13 protein-coding genes are annotated in these 15,996 nt (G+C 61.1%); 9 read left to right on the top strand and 4 right to left on the bottom strand.

The features are described from left to right. Positions 1-31 precede the first annotated feature (31 nt). The 3 genes from O4H53_RS00745 to O4H53_RS00755 all read right to left on the bottom strand — a co-directional run bounded on the left by O4H53_RS00745 (position 32) and on the right by O4H53_RS00755 (position 3,421). Positions 32-1,387 (bottom strand): aspartate aminotransferase family protein, encoded by a 1,356-nt coding sequence (locus O4H53_RS00745; protein ID WP_269360578.1) that lies wholly within the window; start codon positions 1,385-1,387, stop codon positions 32-34. A gap of 144 nt (positions 1,388-1,531) precedes the next feature. After that, a complete protein-coding gene (locus O4H53_RS00750; protein ID WP_269360579.1) occupies positions 1,532-2,320 on the bottom strand; it encodes an IclR family transcriptional regulator in 789 nt (262 codons plus the stop codon). A 318-nt stretch (positions 2,321-2,638) separates the two neighbouring features. After that, the gene (locus tag O4H53_RS00755) at positions 2,639-3,421 is read right to left on the bottom strand and encodes an IclR family transcriptional regulator (protein WP_269360580.1); all 783 of its coding nucleotides are present in this window, start codon (positions 3,419-3,421) and stop codon (positions 2,639-2,641) included. Positions 3,422-3,668: 247 nt separating this feature from the next. On the opposite strand from O4H53_RS00755, the gene O4H53_RS00760 reads away from it, so the two are divergent. The 9 genes from O4H53_RS00760 to O4H53_RS00800 all read left to right on the top strand — a co-directional run bounded on the left by O4H53_RS00760 (position 3,669) and on the right by O4H53_RS00800 (position 15,202). Continuing rightward, positions 3,669-6,131, top strand: coding sequence for an FAD-dependent oxidoreductase (locus tag O4H53_RS00760; RefSeq protein ID WP_269360581.1), 2,463 nt, complete (start codon positions 3,669-3,671; stop codon positions 6,129-6,131). A 27-nt stretch (positions 6,132-6,158) separates the two neighbouring features. Then, positions 6,159-7,397, top strand: a complete 1,239-nt coding sequence (locus tag O4H53_RS00765) for a Tm-1-like ATP-binding domain-containing protein (RefSeq protein WP_269360582.1) — start codon at positions 6,159-6,161, stop codon at positions 7,395-7,397. Between the two features lie 80 nt (positions 7,398-7,477). Continuing rightward, the gene (locus O4H53_RS00770) at positions 7,478-8,413 is read left to right on the top strand and encodes a tripartite tricarboxylate transporter substrate binding protein (RefSeq protein ID WP_269360583.1); all 936 of its coding nucleotides are present in this window, start codon (positions 7,478-7,480) and stop codon (positions 8,411-8,413) included. Positions 8,414-8,476: 63 nt separating this feature from the next. Then, positions 8,477-9,016, top strand: coding sequence for a tripartite tricarboxylate transporter TctB family protein (locus O4H53_RS00775; protein ID WP_269360584.1), 540 nt, complete (start codon positions 8,477-8,479; stop codon positions 9,014-9,016). 7 nt (positions 9,017-9,023) lie between these two features. Beyond that, positions 9,024-10,550, top strand: a complete 1,527-nt coding sequence (locus O4H53_RS00780) for a tripartite tricarboxylate transporter permease (RefSeq protein ID WP_269360585.1) — start codon at positions 9,024-9,026, stop codon at positions 10,548-10,550. A gap of 5 nt (positions 10,551-10,555) precedes the next feature. After that, the gene (locus O4H53_RS00785; protein WP_269360586.1) at positions 10,556-12,040 is read left to right on the top strand and encodes an aldehyde dehydrogenase family protein; all 1,485 of its coding nucleotides are present in this window, start codon (positions 10,556-10,558) and stop codon (positions 12,038-12,040) included. Positions 12,041-12,171: 131 nt separating this feature from the next. Next, complete coding sequence (locus O4H53_RS00790; RefSeq protein WP_269360587.1) at positions 12,172-13,461, top strand: aspartate aminotransferase family protein; 1,290 nt, start codon at positions 12,172-12,174, stop codon at positions 13,459-13,461. Further along, positions 13,458-14,408: a phosphotransferase enzyme family protein gene (locus O4H53_RS00795; protein ID WP_269360588.1), complete on the top strand. Its 951-nt coding sequence runs from the start codon at positions 13,458-13,460 to the stop codon at positions 14,406-14,408. Before O4H53_RS00790 ends, O4H53_RS00795 begins: the two co-directional genes overlap by 4 nt. Continuing rightward, positions 14,405-15,202: an SDR family NAD(P)-dependent oxidoreductase gene (locus O4H53_RS00800; protein WP_269360589.1), complete on the top strand. Its 798-nt coding sequence runs from the start codon at positions 14,405-14,407 to the stop codon at positions 15,200-15,202. Before O4H53_RS00795 ends, O4H53_RS00800 begins: the two co-directional genes overlap by 4 nt. A gap of 200 nt (positions 15,203-15,402) precedes the next feature. On the opposite strand, the gene O4H53_RS00805 is transcribed toward O4H53_RS00800, so the two are convergent. Then, entirely contained in the window at positions 15,403-15,882 is a 480-nt protein-coding gene (locus O4H53_RS00805; RefSeq protein ID WP_114277533.1) for an Lrp/AsnC family transcriptional regulator, read from the bottom strand. Positions 15,883-15,996 lie beyond the last annotated feature (114 nt).

Below are 15,996 nucleotides of genomic sequence, written 5' to 3' on the forward strand. Positions count from 1 at the left end.
GAGGGGGCAGGAGCCGGACAGGTGACAACCGTCAGGCGACGGCAGCAAGGCCTGCGTCGAGCGATGCAAGGATCGTCTCGACATCGCGCTGGGTCAGGATCAGAGGCGGCGACAGGATGATGTTGTTTCCGGAAACCCGGATCATCGTGCCGTTTTCATAGGTGACGCGGTGCACCGTCCCGATGGTTTTCTTGTCCACCGGCGTCTTGGTCGCGCGATCCGAAACGAGTTCGAGCGCAGACATCAGGCCATGGCCACCGCGGATGTCGCCGATCATGTCGTACTTCTGTTGCAGCAGCTTCAGGCCATCCCACATCTGCGCCCCCCGTGCAGCCGCATTGTTCTTGACCTGAAGGCGTTCGGTTTCCTTCAGGCAGGCAATCGCAGCCGCCGCACCGACCGGATGGCCCGAATAGGTATAGCCCGAGGCGACGGCGCCCTTGCCGCTGGTGTCGGTCTCGAACACTTCGGCAACCCGGTCTGAAATCATCACCGCCCCAAAGGGGAAATAGCCGTTGGTGATCGCTTTGGCCGTGCACATCATATCCGGTTGCACGCCCCAATGACGCGAGCCGGACCAGCTGCCGGTCCGCCCGAAGGCCGTGATCACCTCATCTGCAATCAGCAGAATGCCATGTTTGTCGCAAAGCGAGCGCACGCCGGGCATGAAACTTTCATGGGGCGGGATCACGCCGCCGGCCCCCAGGATGGGCTCCATGATGAAACCGGCAATGGTTTCGGCCCCCTGAAACTTGATCTCATCCTCAAGTGCCGCAAGGCAGAGCTGCGAAAGCCTTTCGGGGTCCGTCTCATTGAAGGGGTTGCGATAGGTGTAGGGGGCCGGAATATGGAAGCACCCTGGCATCAAGGGTTCGTACTGGGTGCGGAAATTGGCGTTGCCATTGACCGACGCCCCGAAAGTATGCGTGCCGTGATAGCCCTTCTTCAGGCTGAGAAATTTCACCCGCCCGGCCTCGCCGCGGATCTTATGGTATTGCCGCGCCAGCCGCAGGGACACCTCGACGGAATCCGATCCGCCCGAGGTAAAAAAGGCGCGGGTCACCCCATCGGCAGCGAAGAACTCCTTGAGCATATAGCTCAACTCGATCGCGGCATCGTTGGAGGTGCCGCGAAAGATCGAGTAGTAGGGGAGCTTTTCAAGCTGGTCGGCAATTGCCTGTTTCACCGGAGCGCAGGAATAGCCGAGGTTCACGTTCCAAAGCCCGCCAACCGCATCGACCGTCTTGTGCCCGTCAACGTCGGTGATCTCCACGCCCGAACCGCCGACGATGATATCCGGCGGGTTGGCAAGACTGTCAGCGGGGTGGGTCATCGGATGCCACAGGTGGCGTGCGTTGTTTTCTTTCAGGAAGTTGGTCTTAATCATAGCGGGGCTCCATTATGGCAAGCGGAAGGGTCAACCAGTTCAAAGGGCCGGGCCGCAAGCCAGGCGCTGCTTCGCTGAGCGCATGTGTCTCAAAAAGCGTACCAGAGATGACATCGGCAAAATCCGGGACGGGTTTCTTGGGTTTCAAGATGCAACCTCCCTGGCCCTGGCAGCGGAAATTCTGGATGGATCGCCGCCCATGGCACTTGTTGCCCTGACCGAAGCGGCAAGGACACATTCGACGATCTGGGCCAGGTTCTCGTCCGTCATTCGGCTTGCGACGCAGGCGGCGGCCAGTGTTGCCGTGACATTGCCGTGCCAGTCAAAGATGGGGGCGGCGATACCAATGACATCGTCCTGATAGCTCCCGACCGCAATCGCATGGCCCTTTTCCCGGATCAGGCTCAGTTGGGATTCCAGCTGCGCCGCCGTGCTCAGCGTATTTGCAGTATAGCGGTGCAGGTCAATGCGACCGACGAAATCCTGAAAGGTCGCGGCATCCACATGTGCAAGATACACCAGACCCGAGGCCGTGGCATGAAGCGGAAGCGGCTGCGACGGGTCGACAAACGCGCGGGTCGCGATGCGCGGCTCTGCAATCGCGATGGTTGTCAGGGACGCGCCATGGGCGAGGGAGGCATGTGCCGTTTCCCCGGCCCGGTCTGAGAGTTCTTCAAGAATCGGCTGCAAGAGCGCGACAACCGGAAAAGAGGCTTCACGAATGCGCGCCAACCGCAGCACGGCGGTTCCCAACCGGTACTTGCGCGTCTGGGGGTGCTGTTCGACGATCCCCTTCGTCGCCAGAGAATTGAGAATGCGCATGGCGGTGACCTTGTCCATCCCGGCGGCGCGAGACAGGTCAGTCAATCCCCATTCGGGGGTGTCCGGGACAAAGAAATCAAGCAAATTCATCGCTTTGTCTATCGTCTTCATGGACGCGTTCCTGGTCTTCTCCGGGGGTGCAACAGCCATATTTTCCATCCTCATGCGTGGGTTTTGACAGAAAAGAAATGAAACTGCAACATCTTTTGAAACGCTGTAGAGAATAGTGAAACACCGCGAGAGCAACACGGCATGACGTGATGTGACGACCCTGACTTTGAAGGGAGCCGCGACCCTGACAGCGCAGCCGGTGATATACCGAAGGTATCTGATGCTGTTCAGCAGAGGCGTTACAACCAGCGGGCAGAAACACGCGCTTTGCCAGCGATTGGATCATCACAAAGGCAGACCATTCTGCCGGGCGTCCCGCTATCCTGCCTGGTCTGTATGTTCTGGCGCCTGGACAGAAGACGTGCCGGTCAGCGCGAACTCCAGCTTTCTGACAGCGATTTGCATGTTTTTTACAAGTGTCGCCCGGTGATCGGCAGTGAGGTTCATATCCGGGACCGCAATGGCGATTGTGCCGGCCGGATCCGTCGCATCGACAAAGAACGGCATCGCAACGCTTGCGACGCCCACTTCAACAGCATTTCGGGAATAGGCATAGCCGCGCGCCTTTGTTGCCGCGATCACCTTTAGAAGTTCATCGTGATCGGTCACCGTAAAACGCGTCAGCCTTTCGCGCGGAAGCGCAAGCAGACGTCTTTGCGTTTCCGCGGTGCAAAACGACATATAGGCCAGGCCGGATGCCGAGGAATGGAATGGATACCGGTCAGCAGGCCGCAAATTGATGACATTGCCGCGATACGGCAGGTTGTAGGCCACGGTCGACATACCGGAGGTACCGGGTATGCCGACATGAACCGTTTCACTGGTCTTCTTGCACAGCCACTCAGAGACGATCTGGGTGGCCTTGATCATCGGCACAGTGGCCTCGCGAAGACGCGCCAACGCGAGAAAACCCGAGCCGAGAAAGTACTTTCGATTTTCGGGATTCTGCTCAATGAAACCGCTGTTCGTCAATGATATCAGCAGCCTGCGGACGACAGCTTTGTCTTCGCCTGTCATCCGTGCAAGTTCATTCAAGCCGATCTCCAGCCGCTCCAGGGAAAACTGACGCAGGAGTTCCATTGCCTTGTCGACCGTTGACATTGCGCCTCCCAGAATTTGCTGACCAACCGGCATCTCCCTCGGAACCTAGCGCCTGCGCGCGGCAATAGGCCACCAAAATACCATGGTGGTGCGTTATTCGCACCAAAGGTGCTTTTCCTTTTGAGTAGGAAACCCATGGCGTCATGCTGTCGTGAAATTGCCCCGAGAGCCGATTCCGATCTTACCCGGGGTGGACATTGAAATTTCTGAACCTCGCGTCCGTACCGGGGTGGAAGGCCTGAATTGCATGACCAGTAACATCCCGGAAAACGCCCCGGTTGTTATCATAGGTGGCGGCATTATCGGTGTGTCGACGCTGTATCATCTGGCAAAGCGGGGCGTTCCGGCGGTGCTGATCGAGCGGCGCAAACTGGCCAGCGGCACAACATGGCACGCAGCGGGCATCGTCGGACAGCTGCGTGACAGCACCGCCCAGACCGAGCTGGGCAAATACACCGCCCGCCTGTTCCGCGAGCTGGAAGAAGAGACCGGCCAGGCGACCGGCTACAAGCCCAACGGCACCATCAATCTGGCCCTGGGGGCAGTGCGTCACGAACAATTGCTGCGCAGCCACGACCACGCGGCCCGTATGGGCATCGAATCCTATCTGCTGTCGGTCGAGGAACTGAACGAGAAATGGCCCCTGATCCGGACCGATGACGTGAAATCCTCCTTCTTCGTACCCTCCAACGGCCAGGTGAACCCGCTGGATGTGACCGTGGCGCTGAGCAAGGGCGCGCGGATGCACGGTGCGCAGATATTCGAGAGCACCAAGGTTACCGATCTGATCCTGCGCGACGGCAAGGTGATCGGGGTGGAAACAGACAAGGGCGCGATTGCAACGAACAAGGTGCTGCTGGCGGGCGGCATGTGGAGCCACCTTTTCGCCAAGGCCATGGGCGTGACCGTACCGCTGCACGCCGCCGAGCATTTCTACATCGTGACCGAGCCGGTCGCCGGGCTGCCAAAGACCCAGCCGATCCTGAACATCGCCGAAGAGCGCAGCTACTGGAAGGAAGACACCGGCAAACTGCTGATCGGCGCCTTTGAGCAGAAGGGCAAGCCCTACGGTGTGGACGGTATTCCGGAGGATTTCGAATTCGACGAGCTGCCCTTCGACATGGAGCATGTCGAGGCCAACCTTGAAAAGATGTTCGAGCGCATGCCGGCCCTGTCCGAAATGGGCATCCAGACCTTCTTTAACGGGCCGGAAAGCTTCACGCCGGACGGCCGCCCCTATCTGGGCCCGACCGCCGAGGTCAGGGGGCTTTATCTTGCAACCGGCATGAACTCCAACGGCATCCTGAATTCCGGTGGCGTCGGGCTGACCATGGCGGAATGGATGATTGACGGCGCGCCCTCGCGCGGCATGGGACCGATGCTGGCGCGGCGTGCCCATCCGTTCCAGTCGAACACCAGATACAACCGGGACCGGGCAGCAGAAGCGGTGGGCTTCCATTACGGCGTATCCTGGGCCGGTCGGCAGGTCCACTCGGCGCGCGGGATCCGGAAGGTTCCGCTGCATGATCGGCTGGCCAGTGCAGGTGCCACCTTTGCCGAGCGTATCGGCTGGGAAATACCCATGTATTTTGACCCCGAAAAGAAAGGCTGGAACGAAGAGCCGAACCTGTGGTGGAAGGACTGGTCCCCGCTGGTACAGGAAGAATGCCTGGCCGCGCGCGATGCGGCGGTGCTGATCGACCAGTCAATGTATGCCAAGATCCAGGTGCAGGGGCCGGATGCAGTGCATGCGCTGAACCGGGTCTGCGGTGCCCAGATGGACGTGCCCATTGGCAACTCGGTCTATACCCAGTTCCTGAACACCCGCGGCGGCATCGAGGCCGACGTCACCGTGACCCGGATTGCGCCTGAATGTTTCATGGTGATCACCGGCCATCCCGGCCAGACCCGTGATCCCGCCTGGATCCGCGATCATGCCGATCCGGCCTGGCGGTTCGAGATTTTCGACGCGACCTCGGCCTATGGTCTGATCACCCTGCACGGCCCGAAATCGCGCGAGATTCTTGCCTCCCTTACGGGGGACGACCTTTCAAACGAGGCTTTCCCCTTTGGCGCGGCCCGCGAGATTGACATCGCCTATGCCCGCGGCTGGGCGATCCGGCGCTCCTTCCTGGGCGAGCTGGGCTATGAGTTGCTGCTTCCGACCGAATTCACCCTCCATGTCTATGACGCTCTGATGGCGGCCGGCCGGCCGCTCGGGCTGCGCCATATGGGGATGTTCGCGATGAATTCCTGCCGTCTTGAGAAAGGGTTCCGCCACTTCGGCCAGGATATCGGCGAGGGGGGTACCCCTTATGAAGCGGGCCTTGGCTTTGCCGTCGACCTGAACAAGGACGATGCGTTTCTGGGCAAGGATGTCCTGGCCGAACAGCAGGCAAACGGGCCTGCGCAAAGGTCCCGCACCCTGTCATGCATCGTCGAGGGCGTCGATGCCACATCCGGTCCCTACCTGATCCACAATGAACCGATCTGGCGCGAAGGTCACCTCGTGGGCCATGTGACATCAGGGGATTGGGGGTTCCGGCTTGAGGCGATGGTGGGCCTGGCAAGCCTGCATCAAGACGACGGGGTGACAAAGGCCTGGATCGACGAGGGCGGTTTCGAGGTTCAGATCGCCGGGAAAATGTATCCATTGCGCGTGCAGCTCGCGCCTTACTACGATCGGACAGGCGCCATCATGCGCAGCTGAGGTCCGCCAGCAACAGGGAGAAACGATGTGACCGACAAAACAATACTGGTCATCGGAACATACGACACAAAGAACAGTGAGCTTGAGTTTATTGCGGAAAAGATTCGCAGTCTTGGCGGCGCCATCCTGACCATGGATGTCAGCGTGCTTGGCAATCCCGAGACGCCGACGGACATCTCCAAACACCAGGTTGCCGAGGCCGGGGACAGCTCCATCGAAGCCGCGATCGAAAGCGGCAATGAACATGTGGCGATGAACATCATGTCTGCCGGCGCGCAGGTTCTGGCCCGGCGGCTGGTCGATGCGGGTCAGATCGACGGCGTGATCATCCTGGGTGGCACGATGGGAACCGACCTTGCGCTGGATGTCTGTCAGGCACTCCCGCTCGGGATGCCAAAATACGTTGTCTCGACGGTCTCCTTCTCGGCGCTCATTCCGGCTGAACGCCTGTCACCGGACATCCAGATGATCCTCTGGGCTGGCGGGCTATACGGCATGAACGCGATCTGCCGCGCATCGCTGGCGCAGGCGGCGGGGGCGGTTCTCGGTGCGGCCCGCGCGGCGGAGCCGGTCCAGGTCGAACGCCCCCTGATCGGCGTCACCTCTCTTGGCACCTCCTGCCTGAAATACATCAAACAGCTGAAACCCGCACTGGAAGAGCGCGGCTATGAGGTCGCGGTCTTTCACGCCATGGGTATGGGCGGCATGGCATTTGAACAGCTCGCCGCACAAAAGGCCTTTGTCTGCGTCTTCGACTTCGCAGGGTCCGAGCTTGGCAACCTTCTTGCGGGATCGGTGGTGAATGCCGGGCGCGACAGGCACCGGGCTGCCGGCCGCGCAGGCATTCCGCAACTTGTCGCGCCCGGCTGCATGGACCTGATCGACTTTGCCGGTTGGCAGGACATTCCCGAACGTTTCGCGGACCGGCCAATTCATATGCACAACAAGCTGGTCAAGAATACCTTCTACAATCAGGAAGAGCGCCGCGAGATCGCGCGCGAGCTTAACAAGCGTCTGGGGGAAAGTGCCGCACCGACCCATCTGATCATTCCCCGTGGCGGGATCGAGGAATGGGACCGCCCCGGCGGTGACTGCCACGATCCCGAAGGATTGGCCGCCTTCGTGTCAGAGCTGCGCGAGACTGCAGCCGACTCTGTCGCGGTGACCGAAACCGAGGCCCACATCAACGACACGGAATTCTCGGCAATTGCCCTGAATATTTTCGATCAATGGGTCAGCGACGGCATCGTGCCGCGTGCACCTTAAAAAGCCCCGTTAAAAAGCCCCGGTCCAGCCAATTCCAGTCTGGACTGACAAAACTGAAGTCTAACACCAAGGAGAAAACCATGAACAAGATGATAACACATACCGCGCTGGCCCTTGTGCTGAGCGCAACCGCGGCTTTTGCCGAATATCCTGAAAAGCCGGTCGAATTCATTGTCCCGTTCCCTCCCGGAGATCTCGAAGACGTCCTGACCCGGATGATCGCCGACAAATTCCAGGAAATGTACGGCGTCCCCGCCGCGGTCGTGAACAAACCCGGCGGCGGTGGCGGCCCTTTCCCAGGTGCTGTTGAAGTGGCCGGTGCCAAACCGGACGGCTATACTGTCGGTTCCTTCGTCATCGACGTTCCTGTTGTTGGCCCCACCATTGGCATTCCGGAACTCGACCCGAACCCATTCGACCCGGTGGGCATTTTCCTGACCTATCCCTTTGTGGTCGCGACCCTGGCCAGCCAGCCCTACGACACCTGGGAAGAACTCTCGGAATATGCAAAAACAAACGATGTCTCTCTGGGACATTACGGCAGCTTTCTCGCACCAACTCAGGTGACCTTTGCCGGCGCTCAGAAAAGTGGCTGGGATTTCACTTCGGAAGCGGCTTTTGACCTGCTGGATTGCAACGTTCTTGCCTCCGGCGACGTCGATATCGTCAACGCGACACTTCAGACGCTGCTGCCGTGCATCGACGATCTCAAGATTCTGGCCAGCATCGGCGAAGCCCGCACACCCGTGACACCCGATACGCCGACAATTGCGGAACTGGTTCCTGGCCTGACCCTGTCACTGTGGAACGGTCTGTTCCTGCCCAAAGGCACCCCGCAAGAGGCCGCCGACAAGATCGAGGCCGCGGCAAAGGCTGCGCTGGAAACCGACGCCGCCAAGAAGCTGGCCCAGGACACCGGGGCGCTGATCTACTGGAAAGATGCGGCACAGGCCTCCGACCAGATTGCGCAGGACATCGAGGTCAACACCGAGATCCAGCAACTGCTCGACAACTAACCCGATGCGGCCGGGGGGCTCAGCCCCTCCCGGTCCGTCCGCTCCAAGCAAGAAAGCACTCTCATGGCCAAGCTGAAGATGTTCCAAGACTTGTTCCAACGGTATCGGCGCCCCGGAGACCTTGTCTTTGCGGTCCTGTTTCTGGCTTTTGCAGCTTTTCTGCTCTCGCAACTCGGAGAACAGACAGTCATCGCAAAACGGACAAAGTGGTATAGCCAGCCAGCACTCTGGCCGGGCATCGGGGTCGTGGGCATGTTTGTCTTTGGCGCGTTCCACCTGCTCGGCTCGCTCGTCTCGCCGCGCATTGCGGGGCGATGGACCGAAGTCCTGTTCTGGCTGCGGGCCGCAGAATATGTCCTGTATTTCTTCATCTACGTGGTGCTGGTGCCGCAGCTTGGTTACCTGCCATCGACGATTGTCTTCACCCTTTTCCTGACAATACGCGCGGGGTTCAGAGGGTGGAAATTCATCCTCTCCGCCGTCCTGTTCGGCGTTGTCACCGCGTTGATCTTCCGCGGCTTTCTGCAGGTAAAGATCCCGGCTGGTGAGATCTACCAATATCTCCCGGACGGCATCCGCTCCTTTGCAATGATCTATCTGTGAGGCCGATATGGACACCTTGATTTCAGGCCTCGCAATCCTCGCCCACTGGGACGTCATGGTCGCCCTGCTGATCGGCTCGATCGGCGGCGTTGTCATCGGCGCCCTGCCCGGGGTCGGCCCCGCGATTGCCATCGCCATCCTTCTGCCTGCCACCTTTTCCTTTGAACCCATCGTCGGTCTGACATTGTTGCTCGGCATCTATGGCAGTTCGATGTACGGGGGCGCCATTCCCGCGATCCTGATCAACACGCCCGGCACGCCCGTCAACGCGCTGACCACATATGACGGCTACCCGATGACCAAGCGCGGCGAAGGTCACCGGGCGGTTTCCCTCGCCTATACCGCGTCGTTCTTTGGCGGTGTCTTCTCCATCCTCTGTCTGATCGTCCTGTCACCGCTCCTGGCATGGATTGCCCCGCATTTCGGCAGCAGGGAGATCTTTCTGGCGGCGTTTCTCGGCATTTTGCTGGTCGTCGTGGCGCACCGGGGGCAGACCTTTGCCGCGGGGATGCTGGCCTTTCTGGGCATCTTTCTGAACACCGTCGGGCTGGAGCCGGTCAAATACACAAAGCGATATACCTTCGATCAGTCATGGCTGGCCTCCGGTTTCGATCTGATCGTGGTGGTGCTGGGCCTCTTTGCCATCAGTCAGGCCTTCCTGTTGCTGATCGAACGCGACCACACGCCGGAAAAAGCCGCCGTCAGCGGCAGCATGATGTCCGGTTTCAAGGAACTTCTGGGCATCAAGCGCATCGCGACGGTGTCGTCGTCCTTGGGCGTGCTGATGGGCATGATCCCCGGCGTCGGTGAATTCACGGCGCAATTCCTGTCCTACACCTATGCGCAGAAATCCTCGAAAACCCCTGAATTGTTCGGCAAGGGGTCGCCAGAGGGGCTCGTCGCCTCGGAAGCGGCCAACAACGCGGTGCCTGCGGCGGCGATGATCCCCCTGCTTGCCCTTGGCATTCCGGGTGAGGCACTGACCGCGATGATGCTGACGGTGTTCTATGTCCACAACGTCATCCCCGGGCCGCAATTGTTTGCCGATCAGCTCGATTTCGTCATGGCGCTTTATATGGCGCTGATCCTTCTGAACGTGATCGTCCTGGTCTTCCTGCTGTTCTCGACCAATCTGCTGTTGCGGATCATGCAGATTCCGACCCGGTTTCTGGGCATGATGATCCTGACGCTGTCCTTCATCGGGGTCTATTCGCTGCGCAACTCTGCCACCGATTGCGTCATCGCGATGGGGTTCGGCGTCTTCGGCCTGATCCTGAAGCGGCTCAACCTGCCGATTGTGCCGATCATCCTTGGCATCGTGCTGGGCGGCATCATGGAGGTCAAATTGCGCACCGCGATGGCCGCCGTGAAGACACCGCTGGATTTTGTCAGCCGGCCAATTGCGGCGATCCTCTTTGTCATGCTCCTCCTGGTGCTGATCCTGCACCTGCGCACATTGATCCGCGAGCACAAGGCAAAGCACGGCCCCGACCCGATCGGCCCTGATCACGAACACTCTAGCCAGCAAGGTTGAACCCGATGGATCAAGCGTCAATTGACAAACTCCGCGCAACAGATGTTCCCCTGCAGGGACATTTCATTGGCGGCCGCAGCGTGCCTGCTGCCGAGGGCGGGACATTGGAGGTCATCTCGCCGATCGACGGCAGCGTCCTGACGCAGATCGCCGACGGCAGCGCAGCGGATGTCGCGCGGGCCGTCAGCAGTGCCCGCGAGGCGTTCGAGGATGGCCGCTGGTCGCGGATGGCCCCTGCCGCACGCAAGAAGGTTCTGTTGCGCCTGGCAGACCTGATCGAGGCCCGCGCACTGGAGCTTGCGGTGCTGGGCGTGCGGGACAACGGGACAGAGATCGGCATGGCCTTCAAGGCCGAGGCGCTCTCGGCGGCCAACACCTTCCGCTACTATGGAGAGGCCATCGACAAGATCTATGGCCAGATCGCGCCCACAGCGGACAATGTCCTGGGGCTGGTTCATCACGGCCCGGTCGGGGTGGTCGGGGCGATTGTCCCCTGGAACTTTCCACTGATGATCGGCAGCTGGAAAATCGCCCCGGCGCTTGCTGCGGGCAATTCGCTGGTGCTGAAACCGGGGGAAACCGCGTCGTTGACCTTGCTCAGGATCGCCGAACTTGCCAGCGAGGCCGGCCTGCCCGACGGCGTGTTCAACGTCGTCACCGGCCGGGGTGCCACTGCCGGAGCGGCGCTAGCGCTGAGCATGGATGTCGACGTGCTTGTCTTCACCGGCTCCGGCGGCACAGGGCGGCGGTTGCTGGAATATTCGGCGCGCTCCAACCTCAAACGCTGCTACCTGGAACTGGGCGGCAAATCCCCCAACATCGTCTTCAATGACGCGCCCGATCTGGCCGCCGCTGCGGCAATCTCGGCAGGGGGCATCTTCCGGAACTCCGGCCAGGTCTGCGTGGCCGGGTCGCGGCTGCTGGTGCAGGAAGACATCGCGGAAGATTTCGTGCAAGCCCTGACACACCAAGCCGAGGCCTTCGTGGTGGGCGATCCGCTGGACCTCAACAGCCAGATCGGCGCGGTGCATTCGGATGTGCAGCTGCAGGCCAACCTCGGCTTTGTCGCCCGTGCCGAGGCCGAGGGCGCCGAGCGCCGCACCGGCGGCGCACAAATCCTGCAAGACACCGGCGGCTTCTACATGCAGCCGACGATCATCTCCGGCGTCAAACCGACGGACCACCTGTTTCGCAATGAGGTCTTCGGACCGGTGCTTGCCGTCACGACCTTCAGGGACGAGGACGAGGCGATCCGCCTCGCCAACGGCACCGACTTCGGCCTTGCCGCCGGGGTCTGGACATCAAACCTGTCGCGGGCGCACCGGATGATCGGCCGCATCCGCTCCGGCGTCATTCACGTGAACACCTACGGCGGTTCCGATCTGACCGTCCCGTTGGGCGGGCACAAGCAATCCGGCAACGGGCACGACAAGTCATTGCACGCGATGGAAAAATACATGGACCTCAAGACCGCATGGATTGCGCTATGACCGATACCACCGCAATCCGCGCGCGCATGCGGCCGGCCTGAACGCAGTACCGGCCGATATGCTGAACCCATCCGAAAGCCATGCGCGCACCCGGCGCGCTGCCCGTCCGTGACCGTCAGGAGAGGACCAGAATGAAACGTGATACCCCAAGGTTGCTTGCCGACCGGGCCCGCTTGCTTGGCCCCAATGTCTCGACCTTCTATGATGACCCGCTGCATCTGGTGAAAGGCGAAGGCGTCTGGCTCTGGGATGCCGAGGGCCGCAAGTATCTGGACTGCTACAACAACGTGCCGGTGGTGGGCCATTGCAACCCCCGCGTGGTCGAGGCGATCTGCGCGCAGGCGGGAACCCTGAACACACATACACGCTATCTGCATGACGGCATTCTCGATTACGTCGAGAAGCTGACCGGCACGATGGACGCCGCACTCGATAGCGCCATCCTGACCTGCACCGGGTCCGAGGCGAACGACATCGCCCTGCGCATGGCCGAGGGCATGACCGGCAAACGCGGCATCATCGCGACGGATGCCACCTATCACGGCAATACCGCGCTGGTCAGCCAGCTCAGCCAGTCGAACCGGCCCACGGTCGGCTTTGGCCTTGGCCAGTATTTCCGCTTTGTCGAGGCTCCTGACAGCTACCGCAATCCCGACCCTGACGGCACGATCTTTGCAAATTCTGTGGCGGAGCAGATCGCGGAACACGAGAAAAGCGGCATCGGCTTTGCCGCGCTGGTGATCTGCCCCTATTTCCTGAACGAAGGGTTCCCCGATCATCCCGATGGCTGGCTGAAACCGGTCGCCGACGTCGTGCGCAAGGCCGGCGGGCTGCTGATCTGCGACGAGGTGCAATCAGGTTTCGCGCGCACCGGCACCCATATGTGGGCGCATCAGAAGATGGGCGTGGTGCCTGACGTGATGACACTGGGCAAGCCGATGGGCAACGGCCACCCGGTCGGCGGTGTGGTGACGCGGGCAGAGATCCTGAAAACCTTCCGGGGCGGCTATCGCTACTTCAACACCTTTGGCGGCAACCCGGTATCCTGTGCTGCGGCCATGGCGGTGCTGGAAGAGATCGAGGACAAGCAATTGCTGGCCAATTCCAGAACGGTCGGAGCCTATGCCCGCGGTCGCCTTGAAGCCTTGCAAGACAAGCACCTTTGCATCGGTGACGTGCGCGGCTCGGGTCTGGTCTTTGGCGCAGAGATGGTGCTGGACCGCGAAACCAAGGCTCCGGCCAGCGCCTTTACCGATCAGGTGATCAACGCGCTGCGCCACCGTGGCATCATCCTGTCCAAGCTGGGGCGGCACAAGAATACGCTGAAGATCCGGCCGCCCCTGCCGTTTTCGACCGAACATGTCGATCTGCTGATCGAAACGCTGGATGAGGTCCTGTCCAGCACGCCATTGCAACCATGAACGCCATTGTCGAACAGGCGCTGGCGCTCTGGGAGTTCGCAGGGGCTTCCTGGTCGCTGGTCGCAGCACGCGAGAACCAGGTGTTCCGCGTCGATCACGCAGATCGCACCTATGCCCTGAGGCTGCGCCGCCCGGGCTACCGCACCGAGGCGGAATTGCGCTCTGAACTGATGTGGATGGCGGCGCTGGATCGCGGCGGGCTGCATGTGCCCAGGCCGGTGCCCTCGGCCTCCGGCGCGTTGCTGCACATGGTTGGCGCACATGCCGTTGACGTTCTGACATGGCTGCCCGGCGCCCCTGTCGGCAAGACCGGGGTTGCCCTTCAGGTCAAGGACAGCATCACGCTGTTTCGCAACATCGGCCGCGAAATGGCGCGCCTGCATGAGGTTTCTGACAGCTGGTCCCGGCCGGAAGGCTTCACCCGCCAAAGCTGGGACCGCGCGGGTCTGGTCGGAGAGACACCTGTCTGGGACAGGTTCTGGGACAATCCCACGCTCTCTGACGCGGACCGGTTGCTGTTCATGCGGCTGCGCGACACCGCCCGCGACCGGCTGGCACAGATTGGCGACAAGCTGGATTTCGGCCTGATCCATGCCGATCTCGTGCGGGAAAACATCATGGTCGATGGCGACAGGCTGCAGCTGATCGACTTTGACGACGGCGGTTTTGGCTACAGACTGTTCGACATCGCAACGACGCTGATCCGCAACCAGAACGAACCGAACTACGACGGTCTCAAGGCCGCGCTGATCGAAGGCTATCTGTCAGTGCGCGATCTCGATCTTGCGGCGCTGGATCTCTTCATTGTCCTGCGCGCCGCAACCTATGTCGGCTGGATCATCACCCGCATGAACGAAGACGGCTCCGGGGCGCGCAACACCCGGTTTGTCACCCATGCGCGGGCGCTGGCCCGGGCCTACCTGTCTGAAAAAGGAGCAACCAGATGAACCGTTACACCGGAAAGACCGTCATCGTGACCGGCGCTGGCACCGGCATCGGCGCGGCATCGGCCAGGCGGCTTGCTGCCGAAGGCGCCAATGTCATTCTGACCGGCCGCCGTGCCGAACCGATAGAGCGTGTCGCGGAAAGCTGCGGCGGCGTGGCCGTGGCGGGTGACGCCGCCTCGCGCGCGCATATGGAAAGCCTTGTGAGGCTCGCGCGCGACCGCTTTGGCGGGTTGCACGCGGTGGTCTGCAACGCCGGCGGTTTCGGCTACGGGACCTTGACAGAGATTTCGGACGAAGACTGGGGCGCTTCGGTCGAGGCCAATCTCAACACCGCCCTGGTCACAGCACGGGCCGCGATGCCTGCATTGATCGAAACCCGTGGTAACGTGCTGATGATGGCCTCGATTGCCGCGCTGGCAGCGGCACCCGAGTCCTGTGGCTATGTCACGATGAAACACGGACTGATTGGCCTGACCAGATCGATTGCGCGTGATTTCGGCGTGAAAGGCGTGCGCTGCAACGCGATCTGTCCGGGCTGGGTGCGCACCGAAATGGCCGACATGGAGATGCGCGAACTGGTCGAGCGTCGCGCCCTTGGCGGAATAGAGGAGGCCTATGCCCTGGTTACCCGCGACGTCCCGCTTGGCCGCCCCGCCACCGGCGAGGACATCGCCGCCGCCGTTGCCTTCCTTTGTTCGGAAGAGGCCGCGATGATCACCGGCGCGGTGCTGACCGTTGATGGCGGTGCCACAGCGGTGGACGTGCCGACGCTGTCTTTCTCCGACCCGGCGTAAGGTCTGCGGGCCAGGGGCCGCAAGCGCAAGATCGTCGCCGGTGGCATCACCCTTTACCGCGTCGCCCTCCTGCGTCAGCGCAGGGCTGTCGCAGGGGCGATGAGGCTCTGACCCCGGGTTGAGGCCCGTTTTGACGGGATGTCTCCGGCAGTCAGAACAGGGCGCACCCGGCAAGGGGTCCGCCCGCCGGCAGAGCGGCGTCAGTCTTCTCCGAGGAAGGAGGCAAGCGGCAGATGTTTCTTGACGATGGGCGATTTCAGGATGACGAAACTGAAATATTTGTCGATGCCGATGTCCCGTTCAACCAGGTTTTCCATGATCGTCTGATACTCGGTGATCCCGGCGGTGACGAACTTTACGAGGTAATCATACCCACCGGACACAAGGTGGCATTCGATCACCTGGTCAATCTTTTCCATCGCGGCAAGGAAGCGGGCAAAATCAATCTGACGGTGGTTTTTCAGCGTGATTTCCGTGAAAACCATCAGGCTTTGGCCAAGTTTCGATACGTCGATCTGTGCCGCGTAACCGGTGATGTACCCTTCGGCCTGCAGCTTCTTGACCCGCATCAGGCAGGGGCTGGGCGACAGGTAAACCAGTTCGGCAAGTTCGACATTTGTGATCCTGCCGTTCTTCTGGAGTTCAGAGAGAATCCTGATGTCGATCTTGTCGAGGGTCATGCAGGCGCTCCAATTCGTCCTGGGGAAGTAATACGTGGCATAGGGCGGGCCGTCATCTGTTTCGTGCGGGCGGGTGCCGAAGGATTTCTGTCCCACTTGCCGGAATGCCCATTT

The sequence above is a fragment of the Sulfitobacter sp. G21635-S1 genome (assembly GCF_027213915.1).
In the GTDB taxonomy this organism is placed as follows: Bacteria; Pseudomonadota; Alphaproteobacteria; order Rhodobacterales; family Rhodobacteraceae; genus Sulfitobacter.